At 60.3% G+C, this 17,390-nt stretch carries 20 protein-coding genes; all 20 read right to left on the bottom strand.

The window, feature by feature from the left end; translation table 11 throughout:
* Window positions 1–1,323 carry a chemotaxis protein MotC gene (gene motC / locus ACQKP1_RS03145; protein ID WP_427274158.1) on the bottom strand — a complete coding sequence of 441 codons (1,323 nt, stop codon included), beginning with the start codon at window positions 1,321–1,323 and terminating at the stop codon, window positions 1–3.
* 2 nt (window positions 1,324–1,325) lie between these two features.
* The gene (locus ACQKP1_RS03140; protein ID WP_427274157.1) at window positions 1,326–2,648 is read right to left on the bottom strand and encodes a MotB family protein; all 1,323 of its coding nucleotides are present in this window, start codon (window positions 2,646–2,648) and stop codon (window positions 1,326–1,328) included.
* Window positions 2,645–3,292: a GTPase gene (locus tag ACQKP1_RS03135; protein ID WP_427274156.1), complete on the bottom strand. Its 648-nt coding sequence runs from the start codon at window positions 3,290–3,292 to the stop codon at window positions 2,645–2,647. The genes ACQKP1_RS03140 and ACQKP1_RS03135 overlap by 4 nt, the downstream gene beginning before the upstream one ends.
* 264 nt (window positions 3,293–3,556) lie before the next feature.
* The gene (locus ACQKP1_RS03130; protein ID WP_203019695.1) at window positions 3,557–4,516 is read right to left on the bottom strand and encodes a flagellin; all 960 of its coding nucleotides are present in this window, start codon (window positions 4,514–4,516) and stop codon (window positions 3,557–3,559) included.
* 305 nt (window positions 4,517–4,821) lie between these two features.
* Window positions 4,822–5,781, bottom strand: coding sequence for a flagellin (locus ACQKP1_RS03125; RefSeq protein ID WP_427274155.1), 960 nt, complete (start codon window positions 5,779–5,781; stop codon window positions 4,822–4,824).
* Between the two features lie 223 nt (window positions 5,782–6,004).
* Complete coding sequence (locus ACQKP1_RS03120; RefSeq protein WP_427274154.1) at window positions 6,005–6,919, bottom strand: flagellin; 915 nt, start codon at window positions 6,917–6,919, stop codon at window positions 6,005–6,007.
* Window positions 6,920–7,321: 402 nt separating this feature from the next.
* Window positions 7,322–8,230, bottom strand: coding sequence for a flagellin (locus ACQKP1_RS03115; protein ID WP_427274153.1), 909 nt, complete (start codon window positions 8,228–8,230; stop codon window positions 7,322–7,324).
* Window positions 8,231–8,478: 248 nt separating this feature from the next.
* On the bottom strand, window positions 8,479–9,216 hold the full coding sequence (gene fliP / locus ACQKP1_RS03110; protein ID WP_427274152.1) for a flagellar type III secretion system pore protein FliP: 738 nt from the start codon (window positions 9,214–9,216) through the stop codon (window positions 8,479–8,481).
* Window positions 9,213–9,731, bottom strand: coding sequence for a flagellar basal body-associated FliL family protein (locus tag ACQKP1_RS03105; RefSeq protein ID WP_203019689.1), 519 nt, complete (start codon window positions 9,729–9,731; stop codon window positions 9,213–9,215). Before ACQKP1_RS03105 ends, fliP begins: the two co-directional genes overlap by 4 nt.
* Before the next feature lie 19 nt (window positions 9,732–9,750).
* Entirely contained in the window at window positions 9,751–10,470 is a 720-nt protein-coding gene (gene flgH, locus ACQKP1_RS03100; RefSeq protein ID WP_203019688.1) for a flagellar basal body L-ring protein FlgH, read from the bottom strand.
* The gene (locus tag ACQKP1_RS03095) at window positions 10,467–11,003 is read right to left on the bottom strand and encodes a MotE family protein (RefSeq protein WP_203019687.1); all 537 of its coding nucleotides are present in this window, start codon (window positions 11,001–11,003) and stop codon (window positions 10,467–10,469) included. Before ACQKP1_RS03095 ends, flgH begins: the two co-directional genes overlap by 4 nt.
* On the bottom strand, window positions 11,000–12,103 hold the full coding sequence (locus tag ACQKP1_RS03090; RefSeq protein ID WP_377278629.1) for a flagellar basal body P-ring protein FlgI: 1,104 nt from the start codon (window positions 12,101–12,103) through the stop codon (window positions 11,000–11,002). The genes ACQKP1_RS03095 and ACQKP1_RS03090 overlap by 4 nt, the downstream gene beginning before the upstream one ends.
* A gap of 14 nt (window positions 12,104–12,117) precedes the next feature.
* Window positions 12,118–12,594, bottom strand: coding sequence for a flagellar basal body P-ring formation chaperone FlgA (flgA, locus tag ACQKP1_RS03085; RefSeq protein WP_203019686.1), 477 nt, complete (start codon window positions 12,592–12,594; stop codon window positions 12,118–12,120).
* Between the two features lie 17 nt (window positions 12,595–12,611).
* Window positions 12,612–13,400, bottom strand: coding sequence for a flagellar basal-body rod protein FlgG (gene flgG / locus ACQKP1_RS03080; protein ID WP_203019685.1), 789 nt, complete (start codon window positions 13,398–13,400; stop codon window positions 12,612–12,614).
* 15 nt (window positions 13,401–13,415) lie between these two features.
* Complete coding sequence (locus ACQKP1_RS03075) at window positions 13,416–13,754, bottom strand: flagellar hook-basal body complex protein FliE (protein WP_427274151.1); 339 nt, start codon at window positions 13,752–13,754, stop codon at window positions 13,416–13,418.
* Entirely contained in the window at window positions 13,751–14,173 is a 423-nt protein-coding gene (gene flgC, locus ACQKP1_RS03070; protein WP_203019683.1) for a flagellar basal body rod protein FlgC, read from the bottom strand. The genes ACQKP1_RS03075 and flgC overlap by 4 nt, the downstream gene beginning before the upstream one ends.
* Complete coding sequence (flgB, locus tag ACQKP1_RS03065) at window positions 14,173–14,568, bottom strand: flagellar basal body rod protein FlgB (RefSeq protein ID WP_427274150.1); 396 nt, start codon at window positions 14,566–14,568, stop codon at window positions 14,173–14,175. Before flgB ends, flgC begins: the two co-directional genes overlap by 1 nt.
* Window positions 14,569–14,643: 75 nt before the next feature.
* Window positions 14,644–15,216, bottom strand: a complete 573-nt coding sequence (locus tag ACQKP1_RS03060) for a flagellar protein (RefSeq protein ID WP_203019681.1) — start codon at window positions 15,214–15,216, stop codon at window positions 14,644–14,646.
* A gap of 2 nt (window positions 15,217–15,218) precedes the next feature.
* Window positions 15,219–16,607, bottom strand: a complete 1,389-nt coding sequence (gene fliI / locus ACQKP1_RS03055; RefSeq protein ID WP_427274149.1) for a flagellar protein export ATPase FliI — start codon at window positions 16,605–16,607, stop codon at window positions 15,219–15,221.
* Window positions 16,608–16,625: 18 nt separating this feature from the next.
* Window positions 16,626–17,360, bottom strand: a complete 735-nt coding sequence (gene flgF, locus ACQKP1_RS03050) for a flagellar basal-body rod protein FlgF (RefSeq protein WP_427274148.1) — start codon at window positions 17,358–17,360, stop codon at window positions 16,626–16,628.
* Window positions 17,361–17,390: the final 30 nt, after the last annotated feature.

Here is a 17,390-nt window from a genome sequence, read left to right as displayed (position 1 = left end):
TTACGGGCCTTCTTTCTGGAGAAGATCGTCAATTGCGTCGAGCTTCGAGCGTCCGGAATCGACGAAGCTGCGCAGCTCCGGGTCGATCTCGGCTTGCTCGGCAGGGAGTGTCGCGGCTGCGCTGGCAGCCGGCTGCGCCGGCTGAGTCTGGGCAACCGGCGTAGGTACGGGCTGGGCAAAAGGATCCTGCAAATCCGGATCCGATACTGCGGGCTGTGCCGAGTTGTCGGTGCTCACGGCCTCGGCCGAAGGAGTCTGGGAACGCTGAGCCGGTTCGGGCTTACGCAGAACTTCCTTGGCTATGGTTTCAGCCGCGCGCCTCAAGGCACGATCCCGGGGCGACAACATGTCTTCCGGGACCTGCATCAGGGCCGCCATGGCGTCGTCGACATTCTCGGTGGGGACACGCACGAGGCTGCCATAGAGTTTCGCCAAAGCGTCGGCACCTTCCTCGGTGCCGGAAAGCAGCTTCGCCTGCTCGGCCGCCATGGTCGCCAGTTGCTTGCGCCCGGCAATGGCCGCCTCACGGGCAATACGGAGGTAGACCTCACGGCGCCGATCCGCATCCATGTAGCCAAGGGTAGCTTCGATATCGGTGGGCTTCAGCACCTCGTAGTGCTCGACCACGAAGCGGACGAACAGATCTGCGAACTGGCTGGCATAGGGCGAATAGAGGAAGCGACGGGCATAACCATTGGCATAGAGCGAGGCCTTCTCGACGATCTTGGCATCGACCGCGACCGCAAGCGACCGACGCAGGGCTGCTTCCTCGACGATGGTGCCGGGCGCTGTAAGGCGTGCCCAATCGTAGAACTTCAGCGCAGCGACCGGATCGCGCGTCAGGGTCACATTGCCGGCGACCAGCGCCAGATAAGGGCCGATCTTGTCATTCTTGTATTCGACGGCCATCTCGCCGAGCGTCTTGCCAATGAGAGTACCCTTGCCGCTCAGATACTTGCGAAGCGCATCACTGACCCGGTTGTCGAAGTTGCCCTCAATGTCGCGGGCGACCAGGAATTCCAGGGTTGCCGGATTTCCTCCGCTCATCGCGTAAATCAGTGCCGCATCGACATTGCGAGGATCCTGGAAGATCTTCGGGTCGGCCGTGCGCAAACGCTCGTCGATCGTATTGAGCACGAACCGCTGCATGTCGGCCGCAGAATGGTCGCCGCGCACGACGGTATCCTGGACGAATTGCAGCGATCGCAGCATTCGATAGGGCTCGATCGCCTCGTCCGTCGACTGCGCATAGCCCAACGATCCGACCGAAAACACAGTCAGACCGGACAGCAGCAGGCGGAAGGTGAGACGGCGGATGAGCATGGTCAGCCCTGCTCCGCTTCAATCAGGATCTCAATGCGACGGTTGGCATCCGCGAGCGGGTCCTCCGGCACCTGCAGGCGCCGATCGGCAAAGCCCGAGACCTGTTCAACACGATCCTCGTTCAGACCGCCGCGGACCAGCATGAAATAGGCGCTGTGGGCGCGGGCCATGGAAAGCCGCCAGTTGTCATTTTCCGTGCCGCGGAACGGGCGGGCGTCCGTATGGCCACGGATCACGATGCGGCCAGGCTTTTCCTGCAGGATCTGACCGAGTTTCTCCATGGCTATCACCAGTTCCCGGCGCGGCACGGCCGAGCCGAGATTGAACATGGCGGCATCGCTCTGATCGCTGATCGTGACCAGCAAGCCACCTTCCGTCGGCGTGACGATGAGCCCCTCGGCCAGCTTGCCGGCTGCACCGCCAATGGCATTTGCGATTTCCGCCTTGAGAGTGTCCGCCGCCGCAAGCTGGGCCTGGAGCTCAGCTTCGGCGGTTTCCGGCTTCTCGGCAACTCCCTTGAGCGGCTGTTCGGTCTGGCCGATCTCCGGCGCTTCCGCATCGGCAGGCTTGTCCGCGGCCATCGCTTCTGATGGCGTGGCTGCCGGATCCGGCTTCTGACCAGGCACCACAAGGGCGATCTGCTGTTCGGGCTCGGTCGAAGGTTCAGACGTGTCCGTGTCGGATGGCGGGGCGGTCTGTGCCTGCTCGGCCGGAGTCTGCGCGTCGGTCGGATCGCCCGGGGGACCGTTGGCGGTCTGAACCTGCTGCGTCCAGAAATCCGGATCGAAGGGATCGCGATAGGCCTCACCGCCCTGAGCGCCGGTGGACGGGCCTGACTCGGCTGCACCGCCTTCGCCCTTGGCGCTGACATTGGCCTGCTGCCCTACTTCCTGGGCAATTTCAGCCAGAACCGAGTAGGGGTTTTCGAAGAAGTCGGCCTCCGAATAATTGGCTTCGTCGCCCGAGGAGGCCGTCTGGTCATCGCCGGTTGCGGCGGCGGAACCTACCTTGTCCTGGTCTTCATCGACCTGGGAGCGTTCCTTCTTCTCCTGGCCCTCGCTGGTTTCGACTGGCTTTTCCAAGCCCTTTTCGGTCGGCTTCTCGTCGGAGAGCTTGATCGGGTTGAAATAGCTGGCCACCGTGGCCTTGGTCTCTTCATTGGCAGCATTGACCAGCCACATGACGAGGAAGAAGGCCATCATTGCCGTCATGAAGTCGGCAAAGGCAATCTTCCACGCTCCGCCATGCGCGCCATCGTGGTCACCCTTGCGGCGCTTGACGATGATGATCTGGCTCTTGCCGTGGTGGTGGTTCTCGTCGCTCATGCCAGCACTTTCTTCAAGCTCGCCGTAAAGGCCGAGATGCGGGTGACAAGCGCGGCATCGCCGAATTCAGCCGAGAGATCGAGGTCCGGATCCTCGACATGGCGTAGGAAACTTGTCTGCTCCGGCATTTCCGATTGCAGCTTTTCAAACAGGTGGCGAGGCCCCTTGACCTCGATCGTGCCGGCCTCGCCCGCAGTGATGGCTGCCTTCAAGAGATCAGCCAGGTCTTTTACGGCCGTCTCGGCAAGTGCCTCGCCGATCACCGGAGCGAGCGCAATCGCCGCCTGTTCGCTCACGGCAAGCGAGAGCCTCTCGATAACGTCCGGCAGCTTTGTCGCGAGCAGGTCTGCAAACTCGTCACGCAGTTTTTGGTCACGCTCGGCCAGCGCCTGGGCGTGGGCGATCTCCATCGCCTGTCGGTCCACCTCGAAACGTTCTGCAGCTGCCTTCTCACCGGCTTCATGGCCCTCGGCATAGGCCTCGCGTTTGATGGCCTCGACGTCGACTGCCTCTGGTTCGGGAAGAGCTGGAAAGTCCATGTCGAAGGCATCCACCGACGGCATATCGAACGCCGGCGCCGGTGGCGCAGGCGGCGCGACCGACGTCGAGAAGTCCTTGAGATAACGGGCCAAAGGCATGCTCATGGGCAATCGCCTCCATCGGCGACAGTTTGGACACGGCTGAAGGGCACTTGCAGGAGAAGAAGATCAAACATCAGCATGTCCGTACGCGTTCTCTCATCTTCAAGGATCGATCAAAGCTCATTCGGCACGGATTGGCTTCTGATGCCACGTGCGCTTCCTGAAGCTAGGGGTTCAAACTTGCGCGAAGATGAATGAGGTTTGCGGTCGACCTGCTTCAGAACGGCACGAAACCGCCAGATGCTTGCGCATCCGGCGGTTCAAGACTTATCGTTGGAAGAGCGTCAGAAGTTTTTCGGCGCTGCTATTGGCGATCGAGAGTGCCTGGATGCCGAGCTGCTGCTGGGTCTGCAGTGCCTTCAGACGAGTCGATTCTTCGTTCATGTCGGCATCGACCAGACGGCCGATGCCCTTGTCGATCACGTCCATGAGGTTCGAGACGAAGTTGTCCTGCATCTCGATGCGGCTGGTGATCGCGCCGAGTGTGGCGGCGGCATCGGTCAGCTGCTGGATGACGTTGTCAACGACAGCAATCATGTCGTCGAGTACATCATCGGGGGTGTCGGTCTCTATCGCGATCTCGTCGCCGCCCGTCGGCCCTCCCATGTCTAGGAGGTAGTATTCGCGCGCGCCGGTGCCGGTGTTGCGCAGGGCATCGGCATCAATCGACTTGGTGAGAAAGCCGCGAGACGCATCCTGGGTGTCGATCAGCACGGATTCAGCGGTGTCGAAGTCGAGGGTCGTGACCTGAACGCTGCCGTCTGCTCCGCGGACGAAGGAGGAAACAACCTGCTTGGTGCCTAGCTCCAGCGCATTGGTGTTGTAAAGCCAGTTTTCACCCGAGAAAGATGCCGACTGGGCCGAGGAAATCAGCTGGTTTTTCAGCTGCGTCATTTCCTCGTTGATCTTGTTCTTGTCGACGCCCGGTTCGCGGGCGGCAACCAGCTTCGCCTTGATAGTGGACATCACGTCGACGACATTGTCGAGCGCCGTGTAAGCGGTATCAACGGTTGCCGCACCGAGGCCGAGTGCGTCGGAAACTGTCGAAAGCGCAGCATTGTCGGAGCGCATCGTCGTGGCAATGGACCAATAGCCGGCATTGTCGGCTGCCGTTTCGACCCGGTAACCCGACGAAACGCGCCGCTGGGTCATCTCGAGATTGTTATCGATCGAACGAAGTGTCTGCAGCGCCGCCATGGCGGCCGCATTGGTCATAATACTGGTCATGCTTGGTGCCCCTAAGCGTGTCGGACTGCGCATCCGGCGACTTGCCGGCACGACGGGAGGGCATCATGCAAAACGCGCGAACGCGCGGTCCCCGTCACTGTTAACAAATCGTTAACAGCGGCAGTTAACAAACAGACCAACGACATGGCAAGGCACAGGCTTGTCTTTTGTAGTCCAAACGAAATTGCCAAAAGTTTCGCGCAAGGCTCAAACGAAAATCCGCGCCTCTTGCGAGGCGCGGATTCACACCGATAACATCCGACACTGTCAGGGCGGGACGAAGTCGCCCCTAGCCAGAGCGCCGCTTACTGACGGAAGAGAGTCAGGATGCTTTCGGAAGAGGTGTTGGCGATCGAGAGCGACTGGATGGCCAGCTGCTGCTGGGTCTGCAGCGCCTTGAGGCGGGTCGACTCTTCGTTCATGTCGGCATCGACGAGGCGGCCGATACCGCTGTCGATCGAGTCGGTGAGTGCCGCCACGAAGTCTTCCTGCATGCCGATGCGCATGGAGATGGAACCGAGGGCAGCCGCCGCGCTGGTCATCGCCTGGAGTGCATCTTCAACAAGTACCAGCGCTTCCTGCATGTTGGTTTGGACATCAGGATCCGCATACTGGGTTATGTCGAGCGTATCGACCGACTGGGCCGCTACGGTGGTAAATGTGCCCGTGGTCCCGAGGATGCCGGACGCATAATCAATCGCCCCGGCATTGTCACCACCGAAGAGCACCGTCATCTCGCCGACAGTAGCGCCATCCAGGCTGTAAGGCGTAGTCGAGACAGAGACTTGTCCGTTGGAGTTTCGAATGAATCCGGATACTACGGTGACTTCCACGGCTCCGGCATTGCTGTCCGTGCCACCTGCGACCCAGTTCTGACCACTGAAGCTGGCGGATTCGGCGATTGACCGAAGCTGCTCTTTCAATTGATCGATTTCTTCCTGAATCTTGTTCTTGTCGACGCCTTCTTCGGTGGCGGCAACAACCTTAGCCTTGATTTCCTTCACCACCTCAACAGCACTTTCCATTGCTGCGTAGGCGGTATCGATCTTGGCGGCGCCGAGGCCGAGTGCGTCCTGGACCGCTGAGAGGGCCATGTTGTCGGACCGCATCGTGGTTGCGATCGACCAGTAGGCAGCGTTATCTGCTGCTCCGCCGACGCGCAGGCCGGAAGATACGCGTGCCTGGGTGTCCTGCATGCTGGAATCGAGCGCGCGGAGTGTCTGAAGTGCAGCCATTGCTGCGTTGTTCGTCAAAATGCTGGTCACGGTCGTGTCCCTTAAATGGCTAGATTTGGGGACATCCCGGTCTTGTCCGGGAACGATGAAGCGGCCTAATGCCCTTAACCAGTTCTTCGTCTTGGTTAACTCATCGTTACATGACCCCATGTAACGGGCTTATGGTTAACGTATGGTTAAAGAGATCTGATAAAATCGTTAAAATGCAAAAAGCCGCCCCGGAGGGCGGCTTCGATGCTGGATCTCTTCAGTCTTAACGGAAGAGCGACAGGATGACTTCCGAAGAAGAATTGGCGATCGAGAGCGACTGGACTGCCAGCTGCTGCTGGGTCTGCAGTGCCTTGAGGCGGGTCGATTCTTCGTTCATGTCGGCGTCGACGAGGCGGCCGATACCGGAGTCGAGCGAGTCAGACAGCTTGTTGGCGAAATCTTCCTGCAGTTCGATGCGCATGGAAATCGAACCGAGTTCAGCGCCAGCGCTGGTCATTGCCGCCAGGGCTTCATCAACCAGCGTCAGGGCTTCTGCCATTTCGGTGCCGTCAAAGGTGGAGATGTCCAGTTCGTAGACGGAGACGCCGATGGTCGCACCGCCAGCAGTCCCGAGGATGCCCGTCGCGTCATTGATGCCGCCGGCACCGTCACCGCCGAACAGCAGTGTACCGTCAGCAGCATCCGTCAGCGAGTAAGTCGTCGTCTTGACCGATACGGCATTGTTGGCGTCGCGCACGAAGCCCGAAACGACGGTCACGTCTGCGGCGTCGCCAGCGATCCAGTTTTCGCCCGAGAAGGACGCGGATTCGGCGATCGACATCAGCTGCGCCTGCAGCTGGGTGATCTCTTCCTGAACCTTTTCCTTGTCAACGCCTTCTTCGGTCGCGGTGACCAGCTTTGCCTTGATTTCCTTCACGACTTCGATGGCAGATTCCATACCGGCATAGGCGGTATCGACCTTCGAAGCGCCCAGGCCCAGAGCGTCAGAGACGGCAGAGAGGGCCATGTTGTCGGAGCGCATGGTGGTGGCGATCGACCAATAAGCAGCGTTGTCGGAAGCTTCGCCGACGCGCAGGCCGGAGGAAACGCGGCCCTGGGTGTCTTCCATGCTGCTGCCGATCGTGCGCAGCGTCTGGAGTGCCGACATTGCGGCGATATTGGTAAGAATGCTCGTCATGGTAGTGTTGCCCCTTGAATGGCTGACTAAGAAGGGACATTCCGGTCTCACCGGTAACGGCGCACAGCATCATGCCTGCTAACTGGCTGAAATGTATAAGTTAGCTCGCCGCTTCGATAAGCTTAGATAAAACCATCAAGGTTAATGAAGGCCTAAACGAACGGATGCATCGGCGGTTTTTTGATTTTTTTTGCAACCTTCGCGCGTACGCGCGCGTAGCAGATCATGATTAATAAAACGCAAAGGCCGCGCTCGTTTCCGAACGCGGCCTTCATGTAGCTTCCGATCCGGTTCAGCCTCCGGAGGGTTAAGCCTTCCCTTCGCACGCCTCTGGTCAGCCACCAAGGCATAACGGCGTCGGGACAGTCTAGCCGGCCCTTACGGGCCGACTTGATGTTGCTATTAACGGAAGAGCGACAGGATGTTCTGCGAGTCGCTGTTGGCGATCGAGAGCGCCTGGATCGCCAGCTGCTGCTGGGTCTGCAGCGCCTTGAGGCGGGTCGACTCTTCGTTCATGTCAGCGTCAACGAGGCGGCCAACGCCCTTTTCGATGGCGTCAGACAGCTTGTCGGAGAAGGCTGTCTGCAACTCGATGCGCGAAGAGATCGAGCCGAGCTTTGCCGCAGCGCTGGTCATCGACGTCAGAGCGGTTTCGACGTCAGTCAGCAGGTTACCGAGTGCCGTCGCATCAGTGTCGTTGTCGATCGTGAAACCAAAGACGCTCTGTCCGCTTGTACCATTTGTACCAAGGATACCCGTCGTAGTGGTGATTGCACCTGTCGTAGCGTCCGCCTGGAACAGCATGTTCGTGTCATCAAGCGTCACAGTGGTGGACTTGACCGAGACAGTGTTGTCAGAGGCGCGCACGAAGCCTGTGATGACGCTCACCGAGGCGCCGTCTTCGTTTGCAAGCCAGTTCTGACCGTTGAACGAGGCCGATTCTGCGATCGACTTCAACTGCTCCTGGAGCTGGGAGATTTCTTCCTGGATCTTTTCCTTGTCGACACCCTGCTCCTGCGCGGCGACGAGCTTGACCTTGATTTCCTTGACGACGTCGATAGCCGATTCCATACCGGCATAGGCGGTATCGACCTTCGCTGCGCCGACGCCCAGAGCGTCGGTCACGGCCGACAGGGCCATGTTGTCAGACTTCATGGTCGTCGAGATCGACCAGTAAGCAGCGTTGTCGGAAGCCTTGGAAACCTTCATGCCGGTCGAAATGGAGTTCTGCGTCGATTCCATGCTGGAAGCGATCGAGCGCAGGGTGGAAAGCGCGGACATCGCGCTGGAGTTGGTCAGAATGCTGGCCATAGGATTTGTCCCTTAAAAACGAGATACAAGAGGGGACATACCGGACTGAAAGACTTACCGGTCACGGACGTTCGGCATCATGCCTTTTGGTATTTTTCGTTGCTACCAGACCCGTCGTGCGAGGTCCAAACTCGCAGCCAATCCTTGCCAACTTCTTTACATTTGGAGGTAGCTCAAGGGGCGCTGATGACGTGGTAAATCGCCCGTAAGGGAGCGTGGTGAATCAACCGTAAGCGGGGATGGTTAACTCAAACGAACGATCGGACGAGACTGCCGACGAGCAGGTTCCAGCCGTCGATCAAGACGAAGAACAGGATCTTGAATGGCAGGGAGATCGAGGTGGGCGGCAACATCATCATACCCATGGCCATGGTGATGGTTGCCACCACCATGTCGATGACGAGGAAGGGCAGAATGATCAGGAAGCCGATCTCGAAGCCGCGTCGGATTTCCGAAAGCATGAAAGCGGGGATGAGGACACGGTAGTCGACCTGGCCGTCGACGATGGTCGCCTGGCCGCGCTCATTCGCAATATCGACGAAAAGGGCCAGATCCCGGTCACGCGTGTTCGCGGTCATGAAGGCGCGAAACGGCTCGGCGATGAGGGCGACCGCTTCGGCCTCGGTGATCTGGTTGTTGATGAGCGGCTGAACGCCCTCGCGCCAGGAGCGGTCCATGGTCGGCGCCATGACATAGAAGGTCATGAACAGCGCCATGCTGGTCAGGATCATGTTCGATGGCGTGGTGGCGAGCCCCATGCCGGAGCGCAGAATGGAAAAGGCAATCAGGAAACGGGGAAAGCTCGTGACCATGATCAGAATGCCGGGTGCGATCGACAGCACCGTCAGCAATCCGAAGGTACGAATGATCCACGCCGCCACCGATCCATCGATCGGGGTGTTGAAGATATCCGTCGGCAACTGCTGGGCCACAGCCAGTTGCGGCGCCATCATCATGACAGCGACGAGGAGTAGAAACCGAATCATTCGATCACGAGCGTTCTGAACATCACCTTGGATACGCGGCCTTCCGAGCGCAGGTCAACTCGCTCCTGAAGGTCATCCTTGAGATATTGAAAGCCGCGCGGACCTTCGACCTGTTGCAGTGACACAGTGCGCAGATACGCCATGATGTCCTGATGCACTGCCTCGGCGATCTGAACGTCCGGCGGACCGTTGAACATCAGGGCCACCTCGAGACGGATCCAGTTTTCCGAGGGGTATGCGAGGTTTGTGGTGATCGGCGCGAGTGCGACCACGCCGTTCGCCTCCGTGGAGATGGGGGGAATTCCCTCTTCGTCCTTCTTGGCATCACCGCCATGTCCACCGGATGCCGCTTCCGCCGCCTTGGCAGCGTCTTCGGCCTGCTTGACCTGAGGTGCGAGCATATTGCCGATCACCCACCCGCCACCGCCACCGACAGCGGTCAGGACCACCAGCGGGATGACGAGCGCCATGAGCCCCGACTTCTTCTTGCCTTCGCCTTCCTGACCTTCTTCCATGTGCCTTGCCTCCCCCGCGTCAGAACGGCGAGTAGATGTCGACGACCTGCTGGCCGATCGGCGGCTGCTGGACCTCGGTCAGACGACCACGGCCACCATAGGAGATGCGGGCTTCGGCGATCCGGTCATAGGAGATCTGGTTGTCTGCATTGACATCCTGCGGCCTGACGATACCGGCGACGTTCAGGATGCGAAGCTCGTGGTTCACGCGCACTTCCTGCGAACCGCTGATCAGCAGATTGCCGTTTTCAAGCACACCCGTGACGACCGCGGCAACCAGGAGGTTCAGGCGCTCCGAACGCTCTGTCTTGCCAGATCCCTTGGAGCTCGTGTTGGAATCGGTCGAAAGATCGCCGGACGTCCCGGTATCGGTCGAGAAGCCGAGGAAGTTGGAGACGTTCGCGCCCCAGCTCAGACCCGTCCCATTGGTGCGGCTGCGGTCCGTCTTGTTGTCGAACGAAGCCCGATCATTGATCTCGATATTGACGGTCAGGATATCGCCGACGTTAAGGGCGCGTGCGTCCTTGAAAAGCGCGGACTGGCTGTCGCTCCACAGCGAATAGCCACTGGCCGTCTGGGCTTGTTGCTTGGGGTACATCGCCATCTGCGGGGTCTGGCTGTAACGCAATCCGGACCCGATCGGGCTCATCGACGGTGCGTTGCCAATCTCCTTAACCGTCTGGCTCTGGCAGCCGGCGAGGAAGAGAACGGCCAGCAATGCCGGGAAACGCTTCATCATGATGGGTCCTTCGAGGTATTGGGGTTTCCGGCGCTCGACATGATCGAAGCGACCTGGGCAGCCTTGGCCGGGCTCATCTCTGTCAGGATGAGGCTCGCCTGGCGCGGCTGGAGTTTCATGATGATGGCAGCTGCGAGCATGACGTTGGTCTCCTCCAGCTGAGGGGCTGCGGCATCCGGCGCCATCTTTCGGTAAATCTCGACGAGCTGCCCTTCGGCTTGCTTCATGAATTCGTTGCGGCGGGTCAGCCAGTCCTCGTATTCTTCGCGACGCTGCTCGAGGATTGCGATACGGCTATCCACGTCGGCCTGCAACTTGTCGAGTTCCTGCTTCTGCAGGAGGTAACGCTGGTCGCGTGCTGCATCCGCGATGCCGGTGCAGAATTGGCGGATTTCGGCTTCTGTCGCACTGCCAAGCGGCTGTTGCTGGCCGACCGCGTTCTGGGCGAAGGCGGGCAATGTGGCGATGGCCACGACCAGAGCCACCTTGCGCAGCGACTTTGCAGAGGGGCGAAGACAATCGAGATGGATCATTGCAGCACGAGCTCCGCTTGCAGCGCACCGGCGGACTTGATGCCCTGCAGGATGGCGATGACGCCGTCCGGCTTGATCCCGATGCTGTTGAGGCCGCTGACGAGGGTTCTGAGATCAGGTCCATCGACGATTGCGATCTGATCGCCTTCCTGCCGGATCGAGATATCTGTCTGCGGCTGGACAGCCGTCTCACCGCGCGAGAACGCCTCTGGCTGAATGATCTGCGGGGTTTCCTGCACCTGGACGGTCAGCGTTCCATAGCTCACGGCAACGCGCGAGACACGGACATCGGCGCCGATGACGATGGTACCGGTACGCTCGTTTATGACGACACGGGCCGGTGAATCCGTTGCAACGACCAGGTTTTCGATGTCCGCCATCAGGCGCGCGAGGTCGGCCGTGCGGGGTTTCTGGACAACCACTTCCTGGCTGTCGCGTGCCTCGGCGATCGGCGCGCCATAGTTGGCAGCCGCATAGGCGTTGATCGTGTCAGCGATGCGAAGCGACGTGGTGAAGTCGGCGTTGCGGAGCTGCAGCACGAGATTGACGCTGTCCTTGAACTTGGACGGCAGTTCGCGCTCGATGATCGCACCCGTCGGCACGCGGCCGGACGTCGTGATGCCTTGCTGCACGGCGGCAGCGTCACCCTGGGCATTGAAGCCGGAGACGACGACAGACCCCTGCGCAACGGCGTAGATCTGACCGTCGGCGCCGGTTAGCGACGTCATGACCAGCGTGCCACCGCGCAGAGACGTTGCGTCACCCAGCGAGCTCACGGTCACGTCGATGCGGCTTCCGGGGCTTGCGAAAGGCGGCAGATTGGCGGTGACCATGACGGCCGCGACGTTCTTGGCGTTCGACTGCCCGCCCTGGGTTGAAATGCCGAGGTTCTGGAGCATCGCGCGCATCGACTGGTCGGTAAACGGCGACGAGCGCAGGCTGTCGCCGGTTCCCTGCAGACCGACCACGAGGCCGTAGCCGATGAGCTGGTTGTCTCGTCCGGACTGGAGCGAGGCGATGTCCTTGATGCGCGAATTGGCGCTCATGGCCGGCTCGAGGGGAGCCATGACCAGCGCCAGCGCGCAGAGCGCGATCCGCATGGGAGCAATCAATCTCATTTTGCCATCACCTGTACCGTGCCATCCGCCATGACCGTGCCAGACACGATCGAGCCAGAATCAATGTTGCGGACCTTGACGACCTCGCCGACGGACGCATCGGTCAGCGGCGTGCCACTGGCGCTGATGAGCATGGTGCCAATCGTGAACGTCAGCCGAACGCTGCTTCCGCGCTTGACCGCAAACGCTTCGCGAAGGCCATGGACCGGAATGGTCCGACCGGGGAGCAAGGTACGCTTGGCCACCATGCCGACCACCTCTTCCCTGGTGCGGGCATAGCCTCCGGCCAGATTGGGATTGGTCACGGCAACCACATCGACCTGCTCGGATGCAATGGTTTCGCCGGGATAGATCACCTGCTTGGGGATCACGGCCGTGTTCTGCGCCAGGGCAGTGCCGGCGCCGAGAGCCATGGCGGCGACGGCGAGAGCCATCGCGCGCAAGGCGTGTCCGAATTTCCGGCGAAACCTCATGTTTGCCTCCAGTTGTCTTACTTGAGGTTCTTGCTGACGATCTGAGCCATCTCGTCGGCAGTGGTGATGACCTTGGAATTCATCTCGTAGGCGCGCTGGGCCGAGATCATGTCCGTGATCTCCTTCACCGAGTCGACGTTCGAGGCTTCCAGGTAGGACTGCTTGATGTAGCCGAATCCTGGATCTTCCGGCGCACCCACGATTGCGGCACCCGAGGCTGCGGTTTCGGCAAACAAGTTGTCGCCGAGCGGCTTCAGACCGGCTTCATTGACGAAGTTGGCGATCGTCAACTGTCCGAGGTCGGTATAGTCGGGATCGTTGCCGATGCGAGCCTGAACCTGGCCGGTACGGCTGATCACCACTTCGCTGGCATCCTGCGGGATCGTGATCTGCGGCGTGACGAGGTAACCGTCGATCGTGACCAGTTGGCCTTCGGCATTCATATTAAATGCACCGGAGCGGCTGTAGAGGGTTGCACCATCAGGGCTTTCGATCTGGAACCAGCCGCGGCCGATGAGCGCGAGGTCCAGTTCGTTGCCAGTCTGGGTGAGCTGGCCCTGCGTGTGAATGTTCCGGACGGCCGCCGTCTGCACGCCAAGACCGATATTCGCGCCTTCCGGCACGATCGCCTGGTTCGCACGGTTCGGCACGCCCTGAGCGCGTTCCGTCTGATAGAGGAGGTCGGAAAACTCAGCACGCGCGCGCTTGAAGCCCGTCGTGTTGATGTTCGCGATGTTGTTCGCGATGACTTCGAGGTTGGTCTGCTGGGCGTCCATACCCGTGGCTGCGATGGCAAGCGCTCTCATAGTTCGGTACCCCTGCTAGATTTGCATCTTTGTGATTTCGAGATAGGCGTTGACGATCTTGTCGCGGAACGCGATCGCCGTCTGGAGCGACTGTTCTGCCTGCATCACGGCATCGACCACCTCGCGGGTGGTCGCCTTGCCTGTCAGGCCGTCGAACGAAGTCTGCTCGGCCTGTTTCAGGTTGTTGGCCGCGTCTGCCGCGACATTGCTCAGCGCTGCCATGAAGGTCTCGCCGGTCATGGTGCCGGGCGTCGTGCCCTCGGCGGTCAGGCCCTTGGACGAAAACGAGCTGGACAGTGACTCGAGGCCGCCGATGCCCGACAATGCGCTGGTCTTGGTGATGGATTCGATCATTGCGATGCCTTCAGAAGCGCGATTGTCTGGGAAATGATGTCTCGGGTCTGCTTGATCGTCTGCAGATTGGCCTCATAAGTCCGATTGGACTCACGCATGTCGGCCATCTCGATCAGGATGTTGACGTTCGGCATCTTGACGATGCCGCGCTCGTTGGCCGCCGGGTTGCCCGGATCGTATTCTTCGATGAAGTCGGCAAGATCGACGCCAAGCTTCTTGACCTCGACGGTCTGTGCGCCGGTTGCGCGATCCAGTTCGGCCCCAAACGTAATCGTCTTGCGGCGATAGGGATCGGCACCGGGCGTGTCGCCCGTGGTGCGGGCATTGGCGATGTTTTCCGATACGATGCGAAGGCGGGTCGACTGGGCTTCAAGTCCACTTCCCGCGACGCGCAGAGTTGCCAGCAAAGGATCAGTCATCAGCGTTTCACCGTCATAAGCATCATGCGATGGAAAGAGGATATCAGCGAGGTGTTGAGCTCGTGATTCCGCTTGATTTCGCCCGTCTTTCTCAGTTCGTCCGAGAGCGCGACCGTATTGCCTGACTCCTGGATGCCGATCTCGTTGTTGAGATCTTCCTCTACGACGGCAATGTTGCGATCGCTGAAGTCGTTGGCAGCCATGTGGCCCGGCTGGGTGACGGCCATGCCCTGCACGGTGCTGGTCCTGTCCAGGACCGCACTGAAGGGCGTGATATCCTTGGCCAGAAATTTCGGGGTATTGGCATTGGCGATGTTGGTTGCCACGACCTGCTGGCGCACCGAAAGCCATTCCGCCTGTCGGGATGCCAGCTCGAACAACTGGATGGGATTCATTCACATCACTCCGTCTGTAACTGATCGGAGCCTAGGCGAGTAATCTTGCGTGGGACTTGCCCGCCCCACACCTTCTCAATTGTTTCGAACAATCTCGCCGGTCGACGTGACAATCACCCATTTCCCGTCCCGCTGCTCGAGCGTGGCGACACGGCTATTGTCCGGCAGAATCGAACCCACACGCACGAGAAACATGCCGGACTTGTCTTCGATCAGCGCACGACCATTGGCGACATGCAGGAGACGGAAGCCGCTTTTTCCCGGAAATGGTTGCGCGCTCGGCACATCGAGAGCTTCGGGCTGTTCCCGCCCCAAGGTCGGAACGGTCGCGGTGACGATCTGGTCAACCGCCTCCACCTCGCCCGCGCTATTATCTTCATCATCATCATCATTGTCCACGAGAGCAAGCGGCGACACGCTGAAGACGTTGCGTCCCGGGCCCTCGGGCAGATCACGCGTAGGCCCCCACTCCGCAAGCCGGACCCCGAATTTCCCTTCATTGAAGAAAACGTACCAGGGAAACAGCGCGGCACTGCATGCCAGCGCAATGCCGGTAACAGCCAGAACACGGTCGACGGTCGGAACACGGCGCTTCGCCGAGACCGGTCGCAGCGGAGCCACGGGCTCATCAGCATCGAAATCGGTCATGGTCATCCCCTTTGTCTCATACCTTGCCCGCCGGCAGCCGCCTTTAGGGCATTGGCCAGATCGGCATAGGCATCCAGTGCCGGTTTCTCACCCGGCGTCTGCTTCAGAATGTCGTAGATGACTGGCACCTGCTTGATGGCCATGTCGAGATCGGGGTCAGAACCATTGCGGTAGCCGCCGATCAGTCGCAGATCTCGAGTTTCCTCGAAGCGATGAATGAGCGCCTTCAGGCGCGACACAAGCTTCTCCTGCTCGGGCGTCCAGGCCTTGCGGGCCAGACGGGATATCGATGTCAAGGGATTGATGGGCGGATAACGTCCTTCATCGGCAAGCGCGCGATCAAGCACGATGTGACCGTCGAGAATACCGCGTGTCGAGTCGGCAATCGGGTCGTTGTGGTTGTCGCCGTCGACGAGGATCGAGATGATCGCCGTGATGGTTCCCGCCCCTTCCGCGCCCGGACCGGCGCGCTCAAGAAGGCGTGGCAACTCCGTGAAGACCGAGGCCGGATAACCGCGAGCGATCGGTGGCTCGCCGGCGGCCGTGGCCACCTCGCGGATCGCGTGGGCAAAACGCGTGACACTGTCGACGATGAAGAGAACGTTCTGGCCCTTGTCGCGGAAGTGCTCGGCAATGGTGATCGCCGTCAGCGGCGCCATCTTCCTGAGCATCGGGCTCTCGTCGCTGGTCGCCACCACAGCGATCGATTTCGCCATGTTGTCGCCGAGCGTGTCCTCAATGAATTCGCGCACTTCGCGACCACGTTCGCCGACCAGGGCGATGACAACCTTGTCGAAGGCATCGGCACGGGCGAGCATGGACAGAAGCGTCGACTTGCCGACGCCCGATCCGGCGAAGATGCCGAGACGCTGACCCAGGCAAAGCGGAGAAAAAATGTCGATTGCACGAACACCGGTCTTGAAGCCGGTTTCCACACGTCGCCGTGTCATCGATGGTGGAGCGGTCGTCGAGATAGGACGCCTTTGGGGTCCCGGCGCCAGCGCCGGGCCGTTATCGATCGGATCGCCGAGCGCGTTGATGGTGCGGCCGCACCAGCTGTCATCGGGTGCGATGCGAAAGGCACCCTTGCGGATCACGACATCGTGGATGCCAATGGGTTCGCCAGGTTCAATCGGGCAGACGTAACAAACATCCGGCTCGACACGCACGACCTCGCCGAGATGCACGCCCGTCGACGAACGGTGCGCGACGAATTCACCGAGGCGGACATGGCGCGAGAGGCCGGTTACCGTGTAGTGTCCGGCTGCGATGGTGCGCACATGGCCGCCCTGGGTGACGGAATTGGTCGGCCGGGAATAACGCTGCGCCAATGCCGCCAGTTGCCCGAGCTTGGGTGACAGCGGAAATTCGTCTGGTGTCGGCGCGCTCATGATTATCCGCTTTCAGGCTTAGTTGCCGCCGCCGAGGACCTTGATTGCCTCGCTCATGGTATTCTCGCTCGAGCTGATCAGGGCACTGATGGCTTCGAAAGCGCGATTGACCTGGATAAGCTGGGTCATTTCGCCGATGCCGTTGACGTTGGAGTTTTCGACATACCCCTGCAGAATCGAGACTTCCGGATTGTCAACGACCGGCTGCGGGTTGTCGACGGTGGTCACGCCGCTGTTCTCATATCGAAGGAAGCCGTTGCGTACATCAGCCGTGAAGATGCCGAGCGTGGCGACGACACGACCGTCCTGCATAATCTGACCACTGGCCCCGACTTCCGGCGGACCGCCGGCGCGGTTGAGCTGGATCGGCGCGCCGCCTGCATCGAGAACCGGGTAGCCGCGGGTCGAGATCAGTTCCCCGGTGTCGGTCATGGTGAAACGGCCATCGCGTGTCAGCACCTGGCCGACCGGTGTATCGATCGCAAACCAAGCGTCACCCTTGATCGCGAAGTCCAGCACATTGCCGGTCTCGCTCAGTTCGCCGCTCTTGGTCGACAGATAGTCGTTGCCCTGGCTCACAAATGCGATTTTCGCATTCAGCTCATTGCCGGTTCGGCTCAGCATCTCGTCGAACTTCACATCCGTCGAGCGAAAGCCCACCGTGTTCACATTGGCCATGTTGTCGGCGATGGTGGTGAGACGACGCTCAAGGGCCATCTGCGACGACAGGGACACATAGATACCGGATTGCACCGCTTTGCCTCCGCAAGTGAATAATATCAG

It is taken from the genome of Allorhizobium sp. NPDC080224, assembly GCF_050281005.1.
In the GTDB taxonomy this organism is placed as follows: domain Bacteria; phylum Pseudomonadota; class Alphaproteobacteria; order Rhizobiales; family Rhizobiaceae; genus Allorhizobium.
The sequence above is the reverse complement of the archived record's forward strand: the minus strand, read 5'-3'. Positions and strand labels throughout refer to the sequence as shown.

Coding starts and splice junctions, on each gene's coding strand:
- motC (WP_427274158.1), bottom strand. CDS start 1,323: ATGCTCATCCGCCGTCTCACCTTCCGCCTGCTGCTGTCCGGTCTGACT.
- ACQKP1_RS03140 (WP_427274157.1), bottom strand. CDS start 2,648: ATGAGCGACGAGAACCACCACCACGGCAAGAGCCAGATCATCATCGTC.
- ACQKP1_RS03135 (WP_427274156.1), bottom strand. CDS start 3,292: ATGAGCATGCCTTTGGCCCGTTATCTCAAGGACTTCTCGACGTCGGTC.
- ACQKP1_RS03130 (WP_203019695.1), bottom strand. CDS start 4,516: ATGACCAGTATTATGACCAATGCGGCCGCCATGGCGGCGCTGCAGACA.
- ACQKP1_RS03120 (WP_427274154.1), bottom strand. CDS start 6,919: ATGACGAGCATTCTTACCAATATCGCCGCAATGTCGGCACTCCAGACG.
- ACQKP1_RS03115 (WP_427274153.1), bottom strand. CDS start 8,230: ATGGCCAGCATTCTGACCAACTCCAGCGCGATGTCCGCGCTTTCCACC.
- fliP (WP_427274152.1), bottom strand. CDS start 9,216: ATGATTCGGTTTCTACTCCTCGTCGCTGTCATGATGATGGCGCCGCAA.
- ACQKP1_RS03105 (WP_203019689.1), bottom strand. CDS start 9,731: ATGGAAGAAGGTCAGGAAGGCGAAGGCAAGAAGAAGTCGGGGCTCATG.
- flgH (WP_203019688.1), bottom strand. CDS start 10,470: ATGATGAAGCGTTTCCCGGCATTGCTGGCCGTTCTCTTCCTCGCCGGC.
- ACQKP1_RS03095 (WP_203019687.1), bottom strand. CDS start 11,003: ATGATCCATCTCGATTGTCTTCGCCCCTCTGCAAAGTCGCTGCGCAAG.
- ACQKP1_RS03090 (WP_377278629.1), bottom strand. CDS start 12,103: ATGCGGATCGCGCTCTGCGCGCTGGCGCTGGTCATGGCTCCCCTCGAG.
- flgA (WP_203019686.1), bottom strand. CDS start 12,594: ATGAGGTTTCGCCGGAAATTCGGACACGCCTTGCGCGCGATGGCTCTC.
- flgG (WP_203019685.1), bottom strand. CDS start 13,400: ATGAGAGCGCTTGCCATCGCAGCCACGGGTATGGACGCCCAGCAGACC.
- ACQKP1_RS03075 (WP_427274151.1), bottom strand. CDS start 13,754: ATGATCGAATCCATCACCAAGACCAGCGCATTGTCGGGCATCGGCGGC.
- flgC (WP_203019683.1), bottom strand. CDS start 14,173: ATGACTGATCCTTTGCTGGCAACTCTGCGCGTCGCGGGAAGTGGACTT.
- flgB (WP_427274150.1), bottom strand. CDS start 14,568: ATGAATCCCATCCAGTTGTTCGAGCTGGCATCCCGACAGGCGGAATGG.
- ACQKP1_RS03060 (WP_203019681.1), bottom strand. CDS start 15,216: ATGACCGATTTCGATGCTGATGAGCCCGTGGCTCCGCTGCGACCGGTC.
- fliI (WP_427274149.1), bottom strand. CDS start 16,607: ATGAGCGCGCCGACACCAGACGAATTTCCGCTGTCACCCAAGCTCGGG.